Origin of the sequence: Enteractinococcus fodinae, assembly GCF_031458395.1 — a bacterium.
GTDB lineage: Bacteria > Actinomycetota > Actinomycetes > Actinomycetales > Micrococcaceae > Yaniella > Yaniella fodinae.
Window position 1 is genome coordinate 2842883 of the sequence record NZ_JAVDYJ010000001.1, and the last position, 18989, is coordinate 2861871.

Sequence of the window (18989 nt, forward strand, 5' to 3'; positions counted from 1 at the left end):
TTTAGGGCGTGACAGAAGGGGTGGGGCGATCTGGATCGTCCCACCCCTTCTGCTTGCGCTTGGGTTGTTGTGGTGTGTTAGCTGACTGGCGAGGTTGCGGTGAGCATGTTCGCCAGGCGGTTCTGGATGATCTCGGTCGCATCAGAGATGATGCGGTTGATGAGTTCTTCGTTGGTGGGGATATCGTTGATGATGCCCTGGACCATGCCCACGGTCCATTGGCCGGCTTCAATATCGCCGTCTTCGAAGACCTTACGTCCACGAGCGCCGGCAACGAGGTGCTGGACGTCTTCGAACTTGCCGCCGTTGTTGAGGATCTCGACGGCTTCGGTGGAGACCTGGTTCTTGCGGACCCGCACGGTGTTGCGCAGTGGTCGGAAATTCAAGATGGTGTCCAGTTCGGTGCCCTCGACGATGGCTTGTTTGACGTCTTCGTGAATCGGGGATTCAGCGGTAGCCATGAACCGGGTGCCCATGTTGATGCCATCGGCACCCAGGGCAAGCGCTGCGGCCAAACCGCGACCGTCAGCAAAGCCACCGGAGGCGATGAACGGGATCGACAGTTTATCGGCCGCTGCTGGGATCAGCACCAGGCCTGGGATATCGTCTTCACCGGGGTGGCCGGCGCATTCGAAGCCGTCGATGCTGACCGCATCCACACCGAGTTTTTCGGCTTTCAGTGCGTGCCGGACGGCGGTGCACTTGTGGATGACTTTGACACCGTGTTCTTTGAACAACGGCATGTAGGGTTCGGGGTTGGCCCCGGCGGTTTCGATGACGTTGATGCCTTCATCGACTGCCACTTTGACGTATTCGTCGTATGGAACCGGGTTGATGGTCGGCAGAATGGTCAGGTTGACCCCGAATGGCTTATCGGTCAGTTCGCGGGTCTTGCGGATTTCGTTGCGCAAATCTTCCGGGGTCGGCTGGGTCAATGCGGTGAGAATCCCCAGGCCGCCGGCGTTGGATACGGCTGCAGCCAGTGGGGCTCGGCCTACCCACTGCATACCGCCTTGGACAATCGGGTGCTCGATGCCGAGCATTTCGGTAAAACGGTTTTTAATCATAACGGTCTCCTAAAAGGTTAGACAGGTTTTGGACCGGGGAATTCGGGCAACCATTCGGGATAGTCACTCGGGATGCTTGCCGGGAAGTCCGGTTCGCGTTTTTCAAGGAACGAGGAGACACCTTCACGAACATCCGGCAGTTTGCCAAGTTCGTAAATGCCCTTGGAATCTAACCGGTGTGCTTCCCACGGGGAATCAGCGCTGAGCATGCCCCACAGCATCTTGCGACCTGCAGCCATGGTCAATGCCGAGGAGCCCTCGACCATTTCGCGAGCCAGCTCGTAGGTGGTTTCCATGAGCTGGTCGCCCGGCACGACGCGGGACACTAGGCCTGCCTCTTTGGCTTCTTGGGCGTCGAACACCCGGCCGGTGTAGACCCACTCCAGCGCCTGATTGATCCCAACCACGCGAGGCAAGAACCAAGTGGAGGCAGCTTCTGGCATGATGCCACGCTTGGCAAAGACAAACCCGAACTTGGCGTCTTCACTGGCAATACGGATATCGCACGGCAGGGTCATCGTCGAACCAACGCCCACCCCGGCACCGTTGAAGGCCACGATGACGGGTTTGCGCATATCAGCAATCGCCAGCGATACCCGGCCACCACCATCACGGCGCACACCATCGATCAGATCTTTGTCTGGATCAAGACCGTTGTCACCGTAGCGAGCGTCGTAGTCGAAGGTTTCTTCGCCTGCCGAAAGGTCAGCTCCGGGGCAGAAGAAGCGGCCCTTGCCGGTGAACACGACCACTTTGACGTCGTCATCGGCGTCTGCTCGTTCAAAAGCACTAATAAGCTCTTCGCCCATCAGAGCAGTAAAGGCGTTGTTGTTTTGCGGAGAATCAATGGTGACGGTCGCGATCCGCTCGGCCACCTCATACGTAATGTGAGTAAATTCGGACACTGTTGCCCTTTCCTTACAAAGACACTGCGATAGGCGTCGATCAGAAGATCGAGTACCCACCGTCGATGATGAATTGTTGGCCGTTGGTGTATGCGCTGCCGGGTCCCGCGAGGTAGACCGCTGCCGCAGCAAAGTCCTCGGGGGTGCCCCAGCGACGGATCGGGACGCGTTTGATGACTTTTTCCCAAAACACTTCGCTACCGACCGCATTTTCGGTCATGTCGGTATCGATCCAGCCCGGGAGGATGGCGTTGGTGCGGATGCCGTAGCGAGCGTACTCGGCGGCCAGACCACGGGTGATTGCCAGGACGGCACCCTTGGTTGCACCGTAGTGCACGTTCTGGCCTGCGCCTTCGATGCCGGCCAAGGAGGACACTGCCACAAGGGAACCGCCGGATTCTTGTTTGAGGAATTGCTTGATCGCAGCCTGGAAGCTCAGGACCACACCGTTGACGTTGACGGCGGCGAGCTCATCAAATTCCTCGATTTCCATTTCGTGGAAGGGGCCCTTCTTGCCTCCTCTACCGGCGTTGGCGATCAGCGTGTTAACCTTGCCGAACTTTTCAACGGTCCCTTCCATGGCTTCAGCCACCTGTGCTGGATCCGCGACGTCACAAGCAAATGCTTTCGCATCGGTGATTTTCGCTAGCTCGGCCTCAGCCTCAGCATTGCGCTCGGTATTGCGGCCCCAAATGGCCACTGATGCACCGGATTGTGCCAAGCCACGTGCCATGCCCAACCCGATGCCATTATTGCCACCGGTCACGACCACGACGTTGTCAGAGAGATCAAAGAGATTCGACACAATCAATCACTTCCCTGCAAAGACGGCTGGACGCTTCTCACGGAAAGCTTGGACACCCTCGACGTAATCTGAGCTGGCTCGCAGAATATTCTGGCCGGTCAGTTCCTGCTCGAGTGCGGCATCAAGATCTCCAAGCGTGACCTTGTTGATTGCGTACTCCGTCTCCCCAAGAGACAGCGTCGGACCGTTTGCAAAGCGTGCTGCGATCTCCTGTGCACGACTCAGGTACTCGCCTTCAGCGGTGACCTCGGTCGCCAGTCCCCATTCGAAGGCGGTCTCGGCGTGAATTTTTTCAGCGTTCAGTGCCATCCGCAGCGCGCGGTGGCGTCCAGCCGAAGCAGCGACCAGTGCTGTTGCGCCGCCATCGGGCATCAGACCGATCTTGGTGAATGCCAACATCAGGTATGCGCTGGGGTCCATGACGACGTAGTCACAAATCAATGCCAGGGAGCATCCGACTCCGGCAGCTGGTCCGGAGACCGCGGCGATCGTTGGGACTTTGAGGTCGCGGATTTTCAGCATGAGCTTGTTAATGATGTCGAGAATATCGACCTTTTTCTCCCCATTGCTCGAGGCCGCGAGATCCGCTCCGGAAGAAAACGAACGTGCATCGCCGGTGATGATAACCGCCCGGGCTTCGGACTGGGCGCGATCGATCGCAGCATCCAAGGCATACACCAGGTCCGGTGTGACGGCGTTGAGTGCCTGTGGACGGTTGAGCTGGATGGTCATCACGCCATCGGTAGTGGAGACGTAGAGAGACTCTTCAGACATGGGTTCCTTCTTAGTGCGTCGAGTTGAGTGCAAGTGATGGTTCAAGATCTGCGGCCTCGGCTTCAATAAGCCCACCGAGACCGGCGAGTTCTGCGGTCAGGCCGTCAGAGTCGTCAAACGTCTGGGAGATGACCGTCAGGCGTTTGGCGTAGTGACCGATGGGGTATTCCATTGCCATGCCGATACCGCCGTGCATCTGAATGGATTCCTGGCTGATGTGACGCGCTGCCTGGTCGATGATGATCTTGGCTGCGATCACGTCGCGGTGCCGGTTGGGGTTTGGCTCGTTTTCATCCTGCGACACTGCCAGCCGGGCATAGAGTGCCATGCTCTTGGCATCCTGCAGGGAGGCGTACATGTCAGCGGCGCGGTGCTGCAGTACCTGGTTACGACCGATGGGGGCACCGAACTGTTCGCGTTCGTGCAGGTACTCCGAGGTCATTTTCAGGGCGGACTCCATGGCTCCAACGGCTTCGGCCATCATGGCGGTATTGGCCATGTCGATGACCTGGTTGATGGCGTCCTGTGCATCGCCTTCACCGAGTCGAACAGCCGGGGCGTTGTCGAACAGGACCGATCCTGCCTTCAGTCCATCTGCTTGCGTCCGGATATCGGTGGTGACGCCCTGGGCGTCAGCGTCGACGAGGAACAGACCCACACCATTATCGACGGCAACGGAAACCACGAGCTGGTCAGCTGCATCGAGGCCCAGCACGCGTGATTTTTCACCATTGAGCGTGTACTGGTCGCCCGAAGCTGTGGCAGTTGTTGCCGGCGTGGTCAGATCGTAGCGGTTCTGCGGTTCATAGCCAGCAAAAGCCAAGAACTTCGAGCCTTCGGTCACTTCTTCCAGGATCTGAGATTTCTGTTCTTCGGTGCCGGCTGCGTTGACGAGTCCCCCGCCGAGAATGACAGTGGCCAGGTATGGTTCGAGCACGAGCGCTTTGCCGAACTCTTCCATCACGACTGCGACTTCAGCAAAGCCCATGCCGACGCCACCGTGGTCTTCGGAAAATGGCAGCCCGAGGAGCCCGATTTCGGCGTACTGTTCCCACATTTCGGTGCTCCATCCCTGCTCGGAAGCCAGGATTGAGTCACGGGTGCCTGCGTCGTATTTATCCCTCAGCAGGCGAGAGATGATTTCGCTGAGTTCTTGCTGATCTTCGTTTAGTTCGAGATCCAATGCGATTCTCCTTTATAAAGTTTCTAACGTTGCCGAGGGGTTTAGAGACCGAGCAGGGCTTTGGAAATGATTGAGCGCTGTACTTCGGAAGACCCGCCGTAGATGGTGGTCTTGCGCATGTTGAAGTAGTTCGGAAGGGCATCTGGCGCGCCGTGTGGCAGCGTCGTGAAGCCGTCCGGCACTTCGCGTGAGTCGACGAAGTCCAAGCCTTCGGGCCCGAGGACATCGACCTTGAGCTCGGTGATCGCCTGCTGCAGCATGGACCCGCGCAGTTTCAGGACGGAGGAGCGTGGATCCGGTTTATCGGCCCCTGCTGCCTGGGTAGACAGGATGCGCAACTGGGTGAATTCCAGCGCCGTCAGTTCTGCTTCGACGCGGGTGAGTTTGGCGGAGAACAGCGGATCATCCAGCAGCGTCCCGCGGGAGGTTTTGGTGTTGGCGGCAAAAGCCTTCACGCGTGCGAGCGCTACTTTTGAGCTGCCGATTCGGGCGATACCGGTACGCTCGTTGCCGAGCAGGAACTTCGCGTAGCTCCAGCCTTTATTTTCTTCACCAACGAGGTTCTCAACCGGAACTTCAACGTTATCGAAGAAAATCTCATTGACTTCGTATCCACCATCGATCAGTTTGATCGGACGGACCGTGACACCGGGAGATGACATATCGATCAGCAGGAACGAGATGCCGGCCTGCTTTTTGACGTCTGGATCAGTGCGAACGAGCGTGAAGATCCAGTCGCCATGCTGAGCCATCGTGGCCCAGGTTTTCTGGCCATTGACGATGTACTTATCGCCCTGGCGTACAGCGGCCGTCTTGAGGGATGCGAGGTCAGACCCAGCGTTGGGTTCGGAGAAGCCCTGGGCCCACCAAATATCGAGGTTTGCGGTGGGTGGCAGGAAGCGTTCTTTGAGCTCTTGGCTTCCGAAGGTGGCAATCACGGGACCGACCATCGAGGCGTTGAATGGCAGTGGTGTCGGGACCGAGGCGAGCTGCATTTCCTCGAGCCAGATGTGGCGCTGCACCGGGGTCCAGTCTTTTCCACCCCATTCGACAGGCCAGTTCGGGACTGCATACCCGTGTTTGTTGAGGATACGCATCGTCGTGACGTGATCCTCTTTGGTCAGCGATTCACCGGCGGCGTTTCGGCGCCGAATGTCTTCCGGAATCTCAGTTCTATAGAACTCACGCATCTGCTGCGCGAATTCAAGCTCTTGCTCGTTCAGTAGATTATCCATTAATCCCCCAGATCGTACATTTGAAAAAGACCCACGCTCCCCCAAGGGAAGTCTTCATGTAGATCGTTTCGCAGTATGTTGGTTATGGTTTGTGTGGTTTTGTCCGCAGGCGGGCCCCGGAATACGGTGTCTTAGCGGAGCGTATTCCAGGGCCCTACCTTCGGATTAGGCATATGCAGGCTGCGGTTGCTTGGCAACCTGGTACCTCTTGCTGATGTCTTTACCGATGATGTACTTCATGACTTCAGAAGTACCGCCGTAGATGGATTGAATCCGGCTATCGCGGAAGGCCCGCCCGATCGGGTATTCGAGCATGTAGCCGTACCCGCCGTGCAGCTGCAGGCAACGGTTCACGACTTCGATTTGCAGGTCCGCGCCCATGAGTTTCGCTTTGGATGCTTCCACCGCAGTGAGTTCACCCGCGTTGAGCGCCATCGCGCAGCGATCAACATAGGCTTCGAGCATGTCGACTTTGGCTTCCATCTCGGCCAGTTCAAACTGGGTGTTTTGCAGATCGCCCAGGGTGCTACCGAACATCTTGCGCTGGAAGACATACTCCGACGTCCACTGCAGCGCAGCGCGTGCTCCGGCGAGCCCCCCGGAAGCAATGCCCATGCGCTCGTACGGCAGGTTGGTCATCAGGTGGATGAAGCCTTTGCCCTCTTCGCCCAGCAGATTGGCGTGTGGGACGCGGACGTCGACGAACGACATTTCCGAAGTGTCCTGGGCGTCCAGGCCAACTTTGCGAAGCTTGCGGCCACGCTGGAAGCCAGGGGTGTCGGTGTCGACGATAAATAGCGAGGTGCCTTTAGAAGCCGGAACGTCTTTATTCGTGCGAGCAACAACGATGACCCAGTCGCAGTGCTGGCCGTTGGTGATAAAGGTTTTGGCACCGTTGATGACCCATTCGTCGCCATCGCGGACGGCCTTGGTCTTGATGCTTTGCAGGTCCGACCCGGCTTCGGGTTCGGTCATCGCGATCGCGCTGATCTTCTCACCGGAAGCCAGACCGGGAAGGTACCGCTGTTTCTGCTCCTCGTTGGCGAAGGCCTCAAAGTAACCGGGGACGATGCCGTCGGACACGCCCCAGCCGGAGGTCGCCGGGGAGACACCGCGCTTGGCGACTTCTTCCCCACGGATCATTTCAAACCGGTAGTCCTTGACTCCCAGTCCGCCGTATTCTTCTGGCAGTGAGAACCCAATGACGCCCATTTCGGCGGCGGCTTTCCACATCGACCGATCGACGAGCTTGTTCTCTTCCCACTCCTCAAAGTAGGGAACCACTTCTTTGTCTAGGAACGCCGCGACCGTCTCACGGAAGGCCTCGTGTTCGTCTGTATACAGGTTACGTTTCATATCGAATCTCCTGATCCGCTCGAGGCGTGGGTTAGAGCAGTTCGAGGATGGTGGCGTTGGCTTGTCCGCCGCCCTCACACATCGTCTGCAGGCCGTACTTGATGTCGTTGTTGACCATGTTGTGCACCATGGTGGTCATCAAACGGGCACCGGAACCGCCCAGTGGGTGACCCATCGCAATCGCGCCACCGTGTGGGTTCAGGCGCGCTGGATCTGCGCCGAGGTCTTTCAACCAGGCCATTGGAACCGGGGCGAAGGCTTCGTTGACTTCGAAGGTGCCGATGTCATCAATGGACAGACCGGACTTCTTCAGCGCCTTCTGCGTGGCTGGGATCGGAGCGGTCAACATGATGACCGGATCGGAACCAGCAAGTACTGCGGTGTGTACGCGCACCAGTGGTTTCAGACCCAGCTGCTTGGCGCGTTCCGAGCTCATCATCAACAGGGCTGCGGAACCGTCGGAAATCTGTGAAGCGTTACCCGCGTGGATCACGCCGTCTTCTTTGAACACGGTGTCGAGCTTGGCAAGCTTTTCTACCGTTCCGCCGCGACGGATGCCCTCATCTTTTGTAATGGTGCCGTGCTCGGTTTCAATCGGCACGATCTGCGAGTCAAAGAAGCCACAATCGGTTGCATAGGCGGCCTTTTCGTGAGAGGCCAGTGCAAACTCGTCGAGTTCGGTGCGGGAGAAGCCCCACTGCTCGGCGATCATTTCCGCGCCGATACCCTGGTTTGGTTTGATGCCGTTATAGCGTTCTAAGAATTTTTCACCGTACGGGTTTTTGCCCTGCGAAGACGAACCCATTGGGTTGCGCGACATCGATTCGACGCCACCGGCGATGACGATATCGTACTGACCGGCCATGATGCCGGCGGCAGCGAAGTGCACGGCCTGCTGGGATGAGCCACACTGACGGTCAATAGTCACGCCAGTGACGGTCTCGGGGAAACCAGCAGACAGGGCTGCGGTGCGTCCGATGTCCATGGTCTGCTCACCGGCTTGGGTAACACAGCCCCAGACAACATCGTCAATAAGTTCTGGATCGATCCCGGCGGTTTTGACGAGGTCTTCGAGGACGGTCGCTGAGAGGTCGGCGGGGTGGATACCTGACAAAGCACCGTCACGCTTTCCGGTTGGGGCACGGCGGGCGGCAACAATAACTGCATCTGACATGGAAACTCCTTGTGGTGGGTGGGCCTCATCGGTCATGAACAGCTCGACTTTGACCCCGATTACGCACGGTGCGCAAAAAAATATTATGTGTCAAGCTTCACATATTCGACAAAACCAGTCAAGATAGACTGGTAAGCATTTTTTAGTGCTGCAATTTCACACAGGACGTTTTCAATGAGGAGTACATCACATGCAGATTAAAGACCAGGTTGCCTTCATCACCGGTGGAGCTTCAGGACTAGGCTTCGATACCGCCAAGAAAATCATTGCCCAGGGTGGGAAGGCGGTCATCTTCGACCTGAAGGGTGAAGACGCGGTAGCTGAACTCGGTGACGATGCAATCTTCGTCGAAGGCGATGTCACCAACGAAGAGCAAGTATCCGCCGGCCTTGAGCGCACCAAAGAACTCGGCGATCTGCGTATGGTCGTCAACTGCGCAGGAATCGGCAACGCCATTCGTGTCTCCGGCAAAAATGGACCATTCCCACTCGACGCATTCAACAAGGTCATCCAGGTCAACCTGGTCGGAACATTTAATGTCATCCGGTTGGGTGCCGCTTTGATGCAGCAGAACGAACCGATCGACGGCGAACGTGGCGTCATCATCAACACCGCCTCGGTCGCTGCCTTCGACGGCCAGATCGGTCAGGCAGCATACTCGGCATCCAAGGCTGGCGTCGCAGGCATGACCTTGCCGATTGCTCGCGACCTTGCTTCGACCAAGATCCGCGTCATGACCATCGCACCGGGCATTTTCGAAACCCCAATGATGATGGGCGCTTCCGAAGAAACCAAGAATTCGCTGGGCCAGCAGATCCCACACCCATCTCGTCTTGGGAAGCCGGATGAATTCGGTTCGCTTGCACAGCACATTATTGAGAACCCTATGCTCAATGGTGAAACGATCCGCCTGGATGGTGCAATCCGGATGGCTCCTCGCTAACCACCGATGACCTCTTCAGAAAAGAAATTCACGTCGCCTAACGCCTCGGGGGCCACTGGTCCCCAGGCGTTGGCGGACGTGTCTTCTCCCGACACCACTGAAATATTCGACCTCGACTCCGAAACACAAACTGGCCAAATTAGGGGCCGGATCGCCCGCGATCAGATCCTGACCGCAGCCATCGAATGCCTGCTGGCCAACGGCTACGCAGCCACAACCACGATGAAGGTTCAGGAACACGCCGGTGTTTCACGCGGCAAACTACTGCACCATTTCCCCTCGAAGCGGGAACTTATCACGGCCGCGATACGCCGATTAGCAGCCGATCGTCTCACGACGTCCAGCGCGGACTATTCCAATGCACCGCCGACTACGCACGTCAAAGAACGCGTAGCATGGTCCGTCAACGCGTTATGGACCAGCTTCTTTCACCCGAATTTCTGGGCGGCCACAGAAACCTGGATCGCGGCCCGGACTGACCCAGAACTGGCAGCCGAATTGCTGAAACACGAACGGGCCGTTTTGCGTCGGGTGCGGGAAAACGCGCATCGACTGTTTGGTGAGCACATCAACGCCAACCCGCAATTCTCTAGGATGCTCGACGTCATCTTCACCAGTATGCGTGGCATGGCCCTGACCTACACCTTCTCCGGTCGCAATCCTGAAACCGAACCGATGATCGCGACCTGGACCTCGACTGCGCTCACCCTGCTGGGAGAAGACGAAGAATAATCCAGCTGCTTCGGAGAGCGAATCTGCCGGTATGAAGCGACACTTCAACACGTACTAGGAGCACCAGGATGACTGACTCAAACATGCCCGATTCCGCAGAGGAGCGGGTTTCGTTAGAACAACGCGGCCACGTGCTCATCATCCGGATGGAGCGGAACCGCAAACGCAATGCGATTGACTCGCTCATGACGCAGAGCCTCGATGCCGCGCTGAACCGGCTCGACGATGATCCTGATCTGCGATGCGGCGTCCTAGTCGGTGGGGAGCAGGCTTTCTCTGCCGGAACCGACTTGGCCGATGGTCCCGGAGAACCAACAGATCGAGGCGGGCCCTACGGCGTCATCAGAAGACGACGTCACACCCCGCTCATCGCAGCGGTTGAGGGTATCGCCTATGGCGGCGGCTTTGAGGTGGTCTTGGCCTGTGACATGGTCGCTGCCGCGAAGTCTGCGCAATTTGGTCTGCCCGAAGTTGCTCGGGGCGTCATCCCGACGTGTGGCGGGCTCTTCCGTCCGTGGCAGAGTCTGCCTCTAACCGTCGCGAAACAACTCGTGTTGACCGGTCAGCCGATGAGCGCGCCACGTGCATACGAATTAGGGATCGTCAACGTGCTCGCCGAAGATGGCGATGCTCTTGAAGCGGCCCTGACCCTCGCGGACCAGGTTTGTCAGAATTCACCGTTCGCTGTGTCAACCAGTCTGTCGGTGATGAATGATGTGTTGGAGGACGAGGAGAAGCTCGGCTGGTCCAGCACTGAGCAGGCGACAGAAAGGGTGTTGGTCTCGGAAGACCGTCAGGAAGGCGTTGCTGCGTTCCTGGAGAAACGGACACCACAGTGGCTCGGCCGCTGATCACAAGATAACGCAGACTGAAGAAGCCGAACCCACGTCCGTGGGTTCGGCTTCTTCAGTCTGAAATGCACCTTCTTGATGCGGGTTCCATGTCCTCAGTAAGAGATTCCTTGTACTACTTATCGAGCTGCCTGGGTCTGCAGAGCGCGGATGCCGCCTCGGACCTCCAACGAATCCGATACGGGCGGTAGCCAGTCAAGCAGTAAGTCTTCCTGTACCTTCATCTCCAGATCTCTGAAGATATGGTCTGGAAAATTCGTTGCGCGTCGTGTTTCCATATTCACATGGATGCCGAGTGACTCATACACGTTCACAAGCACCTCACGCTTATAATCGACCACCAGCACGACCGTGTGGACACTTTTCGGACCTACATCAACGAATCGGAGATGTCCCGTGAGTGCGTCGCCAATATGCGACTCGTTGAGGTATCGGATGTGAGTCTCAGCGTCGAATATGCTCGCGCGTTCTTCCTCGCGATATTTCTGGTCAATTCCGCAGGATTCGACACCCGCAACGGTGGTTTTTGACCCGATTTCCAAGTAATGCCGGATATTCATATGTCCATTGACATCGATCCAATCGGGCATGACCTGGACGGAAACTAGGCTCGGGAGCTGGCTCACTTGTTCAAGTGAGGGAAGAAATTGACGTTGCACTGCGTATAAACCTTCTATCATCTGCTTCGGAGTCCGAGTTTCTCGGTAGTGTTCGGGTCACCACGGCGGAGTACTAAGCCCAGCTGTGAGTCGGCTCCATGTCAGGGTATTGAACCGCTGACGGTCTTACTAAGATTATCTACAACGAACCTAAATGTAGCACGGGTCACAAGTGCACGGATAGATCGCTTCTACTCCGCTTGAACTGGAAAAACCCCTTGAGACGCTCCGTGGTATTACCCCAGGGCTCTTACTGGCGGATCTGCGCTCTCCAGGCTTCCACCGATTCGGGGCGGGCACCGTGCTCAGTCAACCAACCAACAGGTCCACCACGCCACGACATGAACTGATCCAACACGAACTCAATTGCATCTTGCGGCGTCAGCAGCCACTCCTCGGCTACGGTAATTTCTCTACCTTTGACGTCCCACCGGTTCCGCAATGCCGCCATGCTCGCGGCAGTGGCAAGATAGTCCTGCATGACCGCTTCGGGCTTTACATCTGCGGCCAACAGTAAAGCCGCCACAGTGATACCAGTACGATCCTTGCCAGCTGCGCAATGAATTAACAGCGGAGCTTCGGCCTCTGCAGCAACATCCACGACCGCTGCTACACGATGAGGAACTGCCTCAAGAATATTGCCGTATAGGTCAACCAAGTTCGGCGCATCGCGAGAGATCGGCGCTGCTTGATCGTAGAGCGGCCAGTGGTACAGCTTCGAATCTTCGGTCCACTCGTGCCCAACGTCGTCGCGCTCACGCTGAGACCTCAGATCAAGCACAGCTGCCGGAGGCCACTGGTCGACAGTCACCGGGTCGCTATCATTCGGGTAGGGCGCGTCACTGCGATACAGGACGCCATGCCGGGTTACGGTGCCATCTTGGGTCGGCATACCACCGAGGTCTCGCAGATTCACAAGCGCCGAAGCACTCTCGGCTGCGCTGTGGCGTTCTTCTACTTGCGTGTCCCGTTCGGTCATGTAAACCTTCTTCCTAGTATCGACGCAGCAGGTGATTTCTGCTGCAGCTACAGTCCGAGCGCAACGTGGCTCCTCCCGTTAGGAGGAGGCGTTCGTGGACGACTTCGAGTCGTTGTGTTGTGGAGACAGTAAGTAGTAATTCTCTGCACCAGGAAAACGAACCTTGAAGGGCTTGGCACCGGCGAGGACTTCAGGTTCAATGGGTGCAGTCTGGGGGGTTGCGGCCAGTGCGTCCTCGACTGAATTAAACTCTTTGAGCCGATCAAACTGGGCCCAGGTAGGCGGCATTAAATAGGTAGCGCCCTGACCAAACATGTCCAGCGCTTTTTGTGGTTTGATCCAAGACGCTGAGGTCGCTTCTTCAGTGACCAGTCGAGCCTCTTGCCCATAGGGGAAAGCAGCGAGAAAGAAATGGGTGTCGTAGCGTCTCGATTCGCCAACCGGGGTAACCCATCGCGACCAAGGACGCAGATAGGAAAAGTCGGGGGCCAGTTGATTCTGAGCCAGGAAATCTGAAAAGACGAGTTCACCCGCCTCGATGCGAGCGCGTTCTTCTTCGAACTTGCTTGGATCCACCAATTCCCCGCCACTGATTGGCCGAGCAAAGAGCACACCGACCTCTTCGAACGTTTCGCGTATTGCGGCCATCATGAGCCGTTTTGCTTGCTCACTTGAGGTGCCGAGCGATTGCTGCCAGTACGGCATTTCTACGTCGACAAAGAGCTCGTCGTGGACTGTGTCAGCGGGGTCAACTTTACCTCCGGGAAACACCGTGGCCCCTGCCGAAAAAGCCATGGTCATGGCGCGTTCCATGACGAACGCTTCAGGCCCTCCCGGAGCGTCGCGCAATAGAATCACTGTTGCAGCGTCTTTAACAGGAACGTCAGTATTTTTTGTCATGCTCAAATCTTTCAAGTGATGTCGGAGAGAACTAGCGCAGTGCGCCTCTGATGGGCGCCAGTGAAGACCCTTACTAAGCGGCCTAGTTCTTCTATCAGGAGTAACTCTACCGTGACTGTCGTCACTGTGAAGTTGTGTAACAGCTAAGGTCGATCTACCCTTCGGACAGGTGTGCAACCAGTTTTGAACGAATATCTTCTGGGAGCGCCATGGGTTTCACGCTCTCCGCGTCCACCCAGACATATCGGTTCGTCACTTCGGCTACGAGTTCTTCAGGCTTATGTATTTCGAACCGAAGCACCATCGAGGTCGTGCCGACGTGATCGAGGAATCCTGACACCACGAGCTCGTCACCCGCAGTACACGGCGCCAGGTACCGAACACTCGAATCTGCCACCACGAGCCCTATTCCCCGATCCGCCAGGTCCGAGTATGGCCCTGTGGTCGCCTCGAGGCAGTCGAAGCTCGCCATGTCTGCCCATGTCAGATAATGCGGATGAAAGACGATTCCTGAAGGATCGCATTCGTGATAGCGCACTTGTACCTCGGTGCGGGCAAGGGGTTTTCTTTCACTCATGTTGTTCTCGACTTCCCGTGTCAGATGGTTATCAGCTAAATTCACTTTCGCAAACCTCGATAGCCCCGGCAATAGTGCCTTGCCTCATCAGCCTCATGAAACGCCAGTGCCTTCGGTTGAATAGACCATTACGGTCATGGATGAGTGGTGCAACGATTTCGTGGTATAAGCGACATAGACCACATCGAAGATACGATGTATATCCTTTCGTCGGAAGATTTTCATGCACAACAATCATTTCTCATCGCCCACGGCTACGAATCTAGATGCTCCTGCTGAACTCCGTGACGGCATAACAGCTATGCGCGATTTGGCCTCCAACGCTCGCCGGGACTCACCACTGTTCAGCTCATACGGTCAAATGATTGATGCGCTCAAGCCGTTTCTCAATGCCCTCGCCGGAGCGCACATCGATGAGCAACAGGCAACACGTTTAGCTCAAGATCTCGAGCAATGGACTCAGTTCCTAGGAAACCAGCAAGTTCCTGACCCAGAGCGTCTGTGGGGTCACTGGCCCCAACGCGACGACCGCGGCCAAGCACTTGTGCCCACTGTCTACGACGATGTCGTACTGAAACAGCGCGACCAGGGCCTTAACGGTTCACAACCACCCCAGGAAGAAATATTTGCTATGGAAGGCAAGGTCACCTTCGGCAGATTCTGGACCGGAATGAACAACGCCGTGCACGGTGGCGCGGTCACGCTACTCTTTGACGAATTCCTCGGCAACGTGAGCACCAGAGCAAAATTACCCACCTCTCGCACTGCCTACTTGAATACGGACTTCCGGTCTATTACACCGGTGGATAAAGAACTTACGATTCAGGGACGGGTAACCAGGGTCGACGGACGCAAACAGTTCTTGAGTGGGAAACTGTTTGACGGACAAACACTGTGCGCTGAAGCCGAAGGTTTATGGGTCGCACTCAAGCCCGGACAGCTATAAAAACATGCGCGCAGGGTCTCAGTTCATAACGGAAGCTCACGCGCCGAGACGCTGCAACGCTGGATGAGACCAAGGCCCCATCCGGCGTTGCAGCTACCTACGCACTTCGATTCGCTCTTAAACAGTCGTAGTCTCGGTCAGCTTCCGCTTGACGAGTTTGCCGGTCGGTGTGCGCGGCACTTCATTGATGAAGTGGAAACGGCGAGGAATCTTGTAGCGCGCGAGCTTATCGCTGAGCCACTCGCGGATCTCTTCGGCCAATTCCTCACCGGGTTGCGCATGATCCTCAACTTCAAGATAGGCCACCACGATTTCACCAAGCTCATCGTCCGGGGCACCGACGACGGCTAGATCTCTGATATCCGGGTGCAGGGCAAGTTCGTTTTCGATTTCCTGCGGGTAGATGTTGACCCCACCGGAGATAATCATGAAGCTCTTGCGCTCAACGATATACAGGTAACGGTCTTCGTCGAGGTAGCCCAGATCCCCGGTGGTCGTCCACCGCTCATGTACCGGGTGCCTGCTGCCTCGAGTCTTCTCATCGTCTTTGTAGTAGACGAATGGCTCGCGGCCTTCTTCGATCTCAAAGTAGATCGTTCCTATTTCACCGGCGGGCAGCTCTTCGCCATCGGGACCGACAATGTGCGCGGTGCCCATCAGTCCATCGCGCCCCACGGAACCGGGTTTGGCCAGCGCCTCTTCGCTATTGAGCACGGTGATGCCGTTGGCTTCTGTCGCTGCATAATATTCGTGAATAACCGGGCCCCACCATTCGATCATTTTCTGCTTGACCTCAACGGGGCAAGGAGCCGCAGCGTGGATGGCAGCCTTCATGCTCGAGACATCATATTGATCGCGTACCTCTTGAGGCAGCTTGAGCATCCGAATAAACATCGTCGGCACCCACTGCGAATGGGTGACCTGATACTTGTCGATGAGCGACAACGCCGTTTCTGGATCGAACTTCGGCATGACGACTACTGTGCCACCACGAGAGTGCGTGGTCATCACAAATCGGATCGGGGCCGCGTGATACAGCGGAGCAGGTGACAGGTACACCGAGTTCTCGTCGAAACCATACAGCTGGGTAAAGAGCTGCACCAACGGGATATCCTCGTCTTCGACCGGCTGGTCTTTCAACGCCGGCAAGATCCCCTTCGGATTACCGGTGGTACCCGAGGAGTAGAGCATATCGTCACCGCGCGGCTCATAATCTGGCCGAACAGGACTCGCAGCAGCCAATACGGCTTCATATTCTTCAGCCCCGGGTAGAGTGCCGCCCACGGCAATGCGATGCGGGATGTCTTGACAGACCTCGTTGAGTTCTTCAGCAATCGACAACCCAGCAGAAATCAGCACGACGGAGGCATCACAGTCGTGAATGATGTACGAGCTTTCCCGCACGGTGAGGTGACGGTTCACCACGGTGATGAAGGTTCCACTGCGCAGCGCGGCCCAGTACGCTTCGATGATTTCCATCCGGTTCTCGGCGATCATGGCCACATGATCCCCCGGCTTCAGACCGAGACTGCGGAAATGATTCGCTAGCCGTAGCGAGCGATCTTCTAACTCGGCATAACTGAGCGTCTCCTCAGTGTCAGCCATAATAACGGCGGGCTTCTCGGGGTTCTTGGCAGCCCAAAGACCTGGATACATCTGCTCACTCTTCCTACACGGTGTGGTGTGACTAAACATTTAACGGGCTCGCTTGTGAGCCCAATCACTGTGATGCATGTTACCGAGTGAACGCCCGGACTGTCCATGGTTTCACGTATTTACTTCAGACGTTGTCCCGAGCACGTACGACCTCCCAAGAATCGTGCACCTAAAGCAGGTGGTTCACACGTTCAGGACGCCCTGCCCCATAGCAAAGTGGGCGATAAGGCTTAGTCGTTTTTCCGTGCGAAAGCTAGTGCGAATTCTTTCCTTGAGTCAGCAACCGCTTCTCGTTCGAAGGTATTTTTCCAGGTTCGAAAGAGCCGCTTTTGCTGCGCAATGACTTCACGGTCCGATTTCATGGTGTCCCACAAGTACGAGAGCGCCTTTTCCTCAACATCTGCCTCGGGCACCACATAGTTCAGGAAACCGTAGCGTTCCATATCATCTGCGGAGAATTGGTTTCCCGTGAGAATCAGCTCATGAGCTTTCGTCCATCCCATGAGTCGGTGGAGGTTGACCGATTCGAGCACTGAGGGGATGCCGATGCGGACCTCAGGCATCGAATACCAAGATGAGGTACTCCCTACGCGGAAGTCTGCTGCAGCGGCGATTTCTAGCGCTCCCCCGATAACGTAACCACGCATGGCTACGGCAACCGGAAGCTCGCAGTCTTTTACTGCCTCGCATACACTTCCCAGCAATGAGATCGTCTCATAAGCACGCGTGGAGCTCGTGTGATCGAATTGGGCCGTGTGCATTCCCGCCGAAAAACCTTTATCGCCGGCTGCGGTCAGGAGCACTCCACGCAGCTCAGTGTCGTCAGATGCCTGAGTAAAGGCTTTGCACAGCTCTTCTAACGCTTCTGCAGTCAGGGCGTTCGCCTGGCTCGGATTATCAATTGTCAGCGTGAGAATGCCATCGGAAACCGATCGACGAATCATGAATGCTCCTGCGAAGTCTATGAATATCTTGTTCATTCGATAGCCACGGCTAGCATGGCCAGCACACTGCCCGGCATCTTTTGAAGGATGCCATACAGTCATCCACGAAGCGATACCTCCGCTGCGCGTCCTTACTTCGGGCTGCCCTAGCTCAGAGCACGAATGCCTACCGTTTAGGGAGCTGAGCCACGATAACGTATCTGCCCATTATCTTGACAGTGCCCCAAGTCACACTTAGGCTGCATTTTGAGTCGACAGCTGCTTCTAAACCAAATTCACTTCCTACATCGTGCGGACCGTCAGCAGTCGCAGCCCGGACTGACATCTCAAGAACCCCCGTACAACGGTTATTAAAAGCCCCCTCACTTCTCAGCCTGTCGGCCGAACCGGCAATTCGTTAGTAGTTTTATCGAAAGGACACCCCGATGACGAACGTACAAGAACTGGCCGACGGTTTCAGCTATCTCGAAGGACCCCGGTGGCGCAACGGCAAGCTATATGTGTCGGACTTCTACACTCACCAGGTCCTTGCCATTGATGAGTCTGGAAAAGTTGAACTAGTGGCCACTGTGCCGGAACAGCCTTCGGGGCTCGGCTGGTTACCAGATGGGCGACTTCTGATCGTATCGATGCGGGATCGTCGTGTGCTACGCCAAGAAGAAGACGGCTCGCTCACCGAACACGCCGACCTGTCGGAATTAACCACGTGGCACCTCAACGACATGATTGTCGACGAGGCAGGACGAGCCTACGTCGGTTCGTTCGGCTTCGATCTCATGTCTGGTGCTCCTGTGCAAACCGCAAATATCGTACTCGTCCAACCGGACGGCTCGGCTGAGGTCGCTGCTGACGATCTCGCTTTCCCGAATGGGATGGATCTTCTCGACAACGGCGGTACCCTGGTGGTCTCGGAATCGTTCGGCAATCGGCTCAGCAGTTTCAACGTGGACTCCTCAGGTGAGCTGTCAGCCCGGCAGGACTGGGCGAGTTTCGGACCGGAGCCCACGAGCGAGGACATCGCCGAGGTACTCGAGTCAGTGTCAGCAGTCCCAGACGGGCTGTGCAGAGACGAGGACGACACCGTTTGGGTTGCAGACGCGATCGGACAGCGAGTAGTTCGCGTGGCCAAAGGCGGCGAGATTGTCGATCAGGTTTCAACCGGCGACCTCAACGTGTTCGCGTGCGCTCTCGGGGGCTCAGATGGTCGAACCCTTTTCATGTGCGCCGCACCAACCTTCGCTGAACACGAGCGACGTGACACTCGCGAAGGTGTCTTACTGACAGCAAAAGTGTAGAGGTTCCA

19 protein-coding genes are annotated in these 18989 nt (G+C 56.6%); 5 read left to right on the forward strand and 14 right to left on the reverse strand.

The window, feature by feature from the left end:
• Nucleotides 1–77: 77 nt before the first annotated feature.
• The 8 genes from J2S62_RS13260 to J2S62_RS13295 all read right to left on the reverse strand — a co-directional run bounded on the left by J2S62_RS13260 (nt 78) and on the right by J2S62_RS13295 (nt 8499).
• A complete protein-coding gene (locus J2S62_RS13260; protein WP_310175542.1) occupies nt 78–1067 on the reverse strand; it encodes an NAD(P)H-dependent flavin oxidoreductase in 990 nt (329 codons plus the stop codon).
• A 17-nt stretch (nt 1068–1084) separates the two neighbouring features.
• Nucleotides 1085–1972: an enoyl-CoA hydratase-related protein gene (locus J2S62_RS13265; RefSeq protein WP_310175545.1), complete on the reverse strand. Its 888-nt coding sequence runs from the start codon at nt 1970–1972 to the stop codon at nt 1085–1087.
• A 40-nt stretch (nt 1973–2012) separates the two neighbouring features.
• A complete protein-coding gene (locus J2S62_RS13270; RefSeq protein ID WP_310175547.1) occupies nt 2013–2777 on the reverse strand; it encodes an SDR family NAD(P)-dependent oxidoreductase in 765 nt (254 codons plus the stop codon).
• Between the two features lie 6 nt (nt 2778–2783).
• Nucleotides 2784–3551 (reverse strand): enoyl-CoA hydratase-related protein, encoded by a 768-nt coding sequence (locus tag J2S62_RS13275; RefSeq protein ID WP_310175548.1) that lies wholly within the window; start codon nt 3549–3551, stop codon nt 2784–2786.
• Between the two features lie 10 nt (nt 3552–3561).
• On the reverse strand, nt 3562–4734 hold the full coding sequence (locus J2S62_RS13280; RefSeq protein WP_310175550.1) for an acyl-CoA dehydrogenase family protein: 1173 nt from the start codon (nt 4732–4734) through the stop codon (nt 3562–3564).
• A gap of 41 nt (nt 4735–4775) precedes the next feature.
• Nucleotides 4776–5969 carry an acyl-CoA dehydrogenase family protein gene (locus J2S62_RS13285; protein ID WP_310175552.1) on the reverse strand — a complete coding sequence of 398 codons (1194 nt, stop codon included), beginning with the start codon at nt 5967–5969 and terminating at the stop codon, nt 4776–4778.
• A 165-nt stretch (nt 5970–6134) separates the two neighbouring features.
• Complete coding sequence (locus tag J2S62_RS13290; protein ID WP_310175555.1) at nt 6135–7325, reverse strand: acyl-CoA dehydrogenase family protein; 1191 nt, start codon at nt 7323–7325, stop codon at nt 6135–6137.
• A gap of 31 nt (nt 7326–7356) precedes the next feature.
• The gene (locus J2S62_RS13295; RefSeq protein WP_310175557.1) at nt 7357–8499 is read right to left on the reverse strand and encodes a thiolase family protein; all 1143 of its coding nucleotides are present in this window, start codon (nt 8497–8499) and stop codon (nt 7357–7359) included.
• Between the two features lie 190 nt (nt 8500–8689).
• Between J2S62_RS13295 and J2S62_RS13300 the strand changes: the two genes are divergently transcribed.
• From J2S62_RS13300 to J2S62_RS13310, 3 genes are all read left to right on the forward strand, one after another.
• Nucleotides 8690–9442, forward strand: a complete 753-nt coding sequence (locus tag J2S62_RS13300; protein WP_310175559.1) for a 3-hydroxyacyl-CoA dehydrogenase — start codon at nt 8690–8692, stop codon at nt 9440–9442.
• A 6-nt stretch (nt 9443–9448) separates the two neighbouring features.
• Nucleotides 9449–10174 (forward strand): TetR/AcrR family transcriptional regulator, encoded by a 726-nt coding sequence (locus J2S62_RS13305; protein WP_310175561.1) that lies wholly within the window; start codon nt 9449–9451, stop codon nt 10172–10174.
• A gap of 68 nt (nt 10175–10242) precedes the next feature.
• Nucleotides 10243–11025, forward strand: a complete 783-nt coding sequence (locus tag J2S62_RS13310) for an enoyl-CoA hydratase-related protein (protein WP_310175563.1) — start codon at nt 10243–10245, stop codon at nt 11023–11025.
• A gap of 119 nt (nt 11026–11144) precedes the next feature.
• Here J2S62_RS13310 and J2S62_RS13315 read toward each other — a convergent pair whose 3' ends face one another.
• The 4 genes from J2S62_RS13315 to J2S62_RS13330 form a co-directional block, all read right to left on the reverse strand.
• Nucleotides 11145–11684, reverse strand: coding sequence for a thioesterase family protein (locus J2S62_RS13315; protein ID WP_310175565.1), 540 nt, complete (start codon nt 11682–11684; stop codon nt 11145–11147).
• A 250-nt stretch (nt 11685–11934) separates the two neighbouring features.
• A complete protein-coding gene (locus J2S62_RS13320) occupies nt 11935–12663 on the reverse strand; it encodes a tyrosine-protein phosphatase (protein WP_310175566.1) in 729 nt (242 codons plus the stop codon).
• 78 nt (nt 12664–12741) lie between these two features.
• Nucleotides 12742–13563, reverse strand: a complete 822-nt coding sequence (locus J2S62_RS13325; protein ID WP_310175567.1) for an NUDIX hydrolase — start codon at nt 13561–13563, stop codon at nt 12742–12744.
• Nucleotides 13564–13717: 154 nt separating this feature from the next.
• Nucleotides 13718–14140 (reverse strand): acyl-CoA thioesterase, encoded by a 423-nt coding sequence (locus J2S62_RS13330; protein ID WP_310175570.1) that lies wholly within the window; start codon nt 14138–14140, stop codon nt 13718–13720.
• A gap of 223 nt (nt 14141–14363) precedes the next feature.
• Here J2S62_RS13330 and J2S62_RS13335 point away from each other — a divergent pair, with 223 nt between their 5' ends.
• Nucleotides 14364–15086: a PaaI family thioesterase gene (locus tag J2S62_RS13335; protein ID WP_310175572.1), complete on the forward strand. Its 723-nt coding sequence runs from the start codon at nt 14364–14366 to the stop codon at nt 15084–15086.
• A 117-nt stretch (nt 15087–15203) separates the two neighbouring features.
• Here J2S62_RS13335 and J2S62_RS13340 read toward each other — a convergent pair whose 3' ends face one another.
• Nucleotides 15204–16742, reverse strand: coding sequence for an acyl-CoA synthetase (locus J2S62_RS13340; protein WP_310175574.1), 1539 nt, complete (start codon nt 16740–16742; stop codon nt 15204–15206).
• Between the two features lie 230 nt (nt 16743–16972).
• On the reverse strand, nt 16973–17686 hold the full coding sequence (locus tag J2S62_RS13345) for an enoyl-CoA hydratase/isomerase family protein (RefSeq protein WP_310175576.1): 714 nt from the start codon (nt 17684–17686) through the stop codon (nt 16973–16975).
• A 425-nt stretch (nt 17687–18111) separates the two neighbouring features.
• Here J2S62_RS13345 and J2S62_RS13350 point away from each other — a divergent pair, with 425 nt between their 5' ends.
• Entirely contained in the window at nt 18112–18981 is an 870-nt protein-coding gene (locus tag J2S62_RS13350) for an SMP-30/gluconolactonase/LRE family protein (RefSeq protein WP_310175578.1), read from the forward strand.
• Nucleotides 18982–18989: the final 8 nt, after the last annotated feature.

Bases quoted from the DNA above. Each gene is read 5' to 3' on its own strand.
- J2S62_RS13340 (WP_310175574.1), bottom strand. From the start codon at position 16,742: ATGTATCCAGGTCTTTGGGCTGCCAAGAACCCCGAGAAGCCCGCCGTT.
- J2S62_RS13325 (WP_310175567.1), bottom strand. From the start codon at position 13,563: ATGACAAAAAATACTGACGTTCCTGTTAAAGACGCTGCAACAGTGATT.
- J2S62_RS13295 (WP_310175557.1), bottom strand. From the start codon at position 8,499: ATGTCAGATGCAGTTATTGTTGCCGCCCGCCGTGCCCCAACCGGAAAG.
- J2S62_RS13350 (WP_310175578.1), top strand. From the start codon at position 18,112: ATGACGAACGTACAAGAACTGGCCGACGGTTTCAGCTATCTCGAAGGA.
- J2S62_RS13300 (WP_310175559.1), top strand. From the start codon at position 8,690: ATGCAGATTAAAGACCAGGTTGCCTTCATCACCGGTGGAGCTTCAGGA.
- J2S62_RS13260 (WP_310175542.1), bottom strand. From the start codon at position 1,067: ATGATTAAAAACCGTTTTACCGAAATGCTCGGCATCGAGCACCCGATT.
- J2S62_RS13320 (WP_310175566.1), bottom strand. From the start codon at position 12,663: ATGACCGAACGGGACACGCAAGTAGAAGAACGCCACAGCGCAGCCGAG.
- J2S62_RS13285 (WP_310175552.1), bottom strand. From the start codon at position 5,969: ATGGATAATCTACTGAACGAGCAAGAGCTTGAATTCGCGCAGCAGATG.
- J2S62_RS13275 (WP_310175548.1), bottom strand. From the start codon at position 3,551: ATGTCTGAAGAGTCTCTCTACGTCTCCACTACCGATGGCGTGATGACC.
- J2S62_RS13310 (WP_310175563.1), top strand. From the start codon at position 10,243: ATGACTGACTCAAACATGCCCGATTCCGCAGAGGAGCGGGTTTCGTTA.
- J2S62_RS13290 (WP_310175555.1), bottom strand. From the start codon at position 7,325: ATGAAACGTAACCTGTATACAGACGAACACGAGGCCTTCCGTGAGACG.
- J2S62_RS13345 (WP_310175576.1), bottom strand. From the start codon at position 17,686: ATGATTCGTCGATCGGTTTCCGATGGCATTCTCACGCTGACAATTGAT.
- J2S62_RS13330 (WP_310175570.1), bottom strand. From the start codon at position 14,140: ATGAGTGAAAGAAAACCCCTTGCCCGCACCGAGGTACAAGTGCGCTAT.
- J2S62_RS13305 (WP_310175561.1), top strand. From the start codon at position 9,449: ATGACCTCTTCAGAAAAGAAATTCACGTCGCCTAACGCCTCGGGGGCC.
- J2S62_RS13335 (WP_310175572.1), top strand. From the start codon at position 14,364: ATGCACAACAATCATTTCTCATCGCCCACGGCTACGAATCTAGATGCT.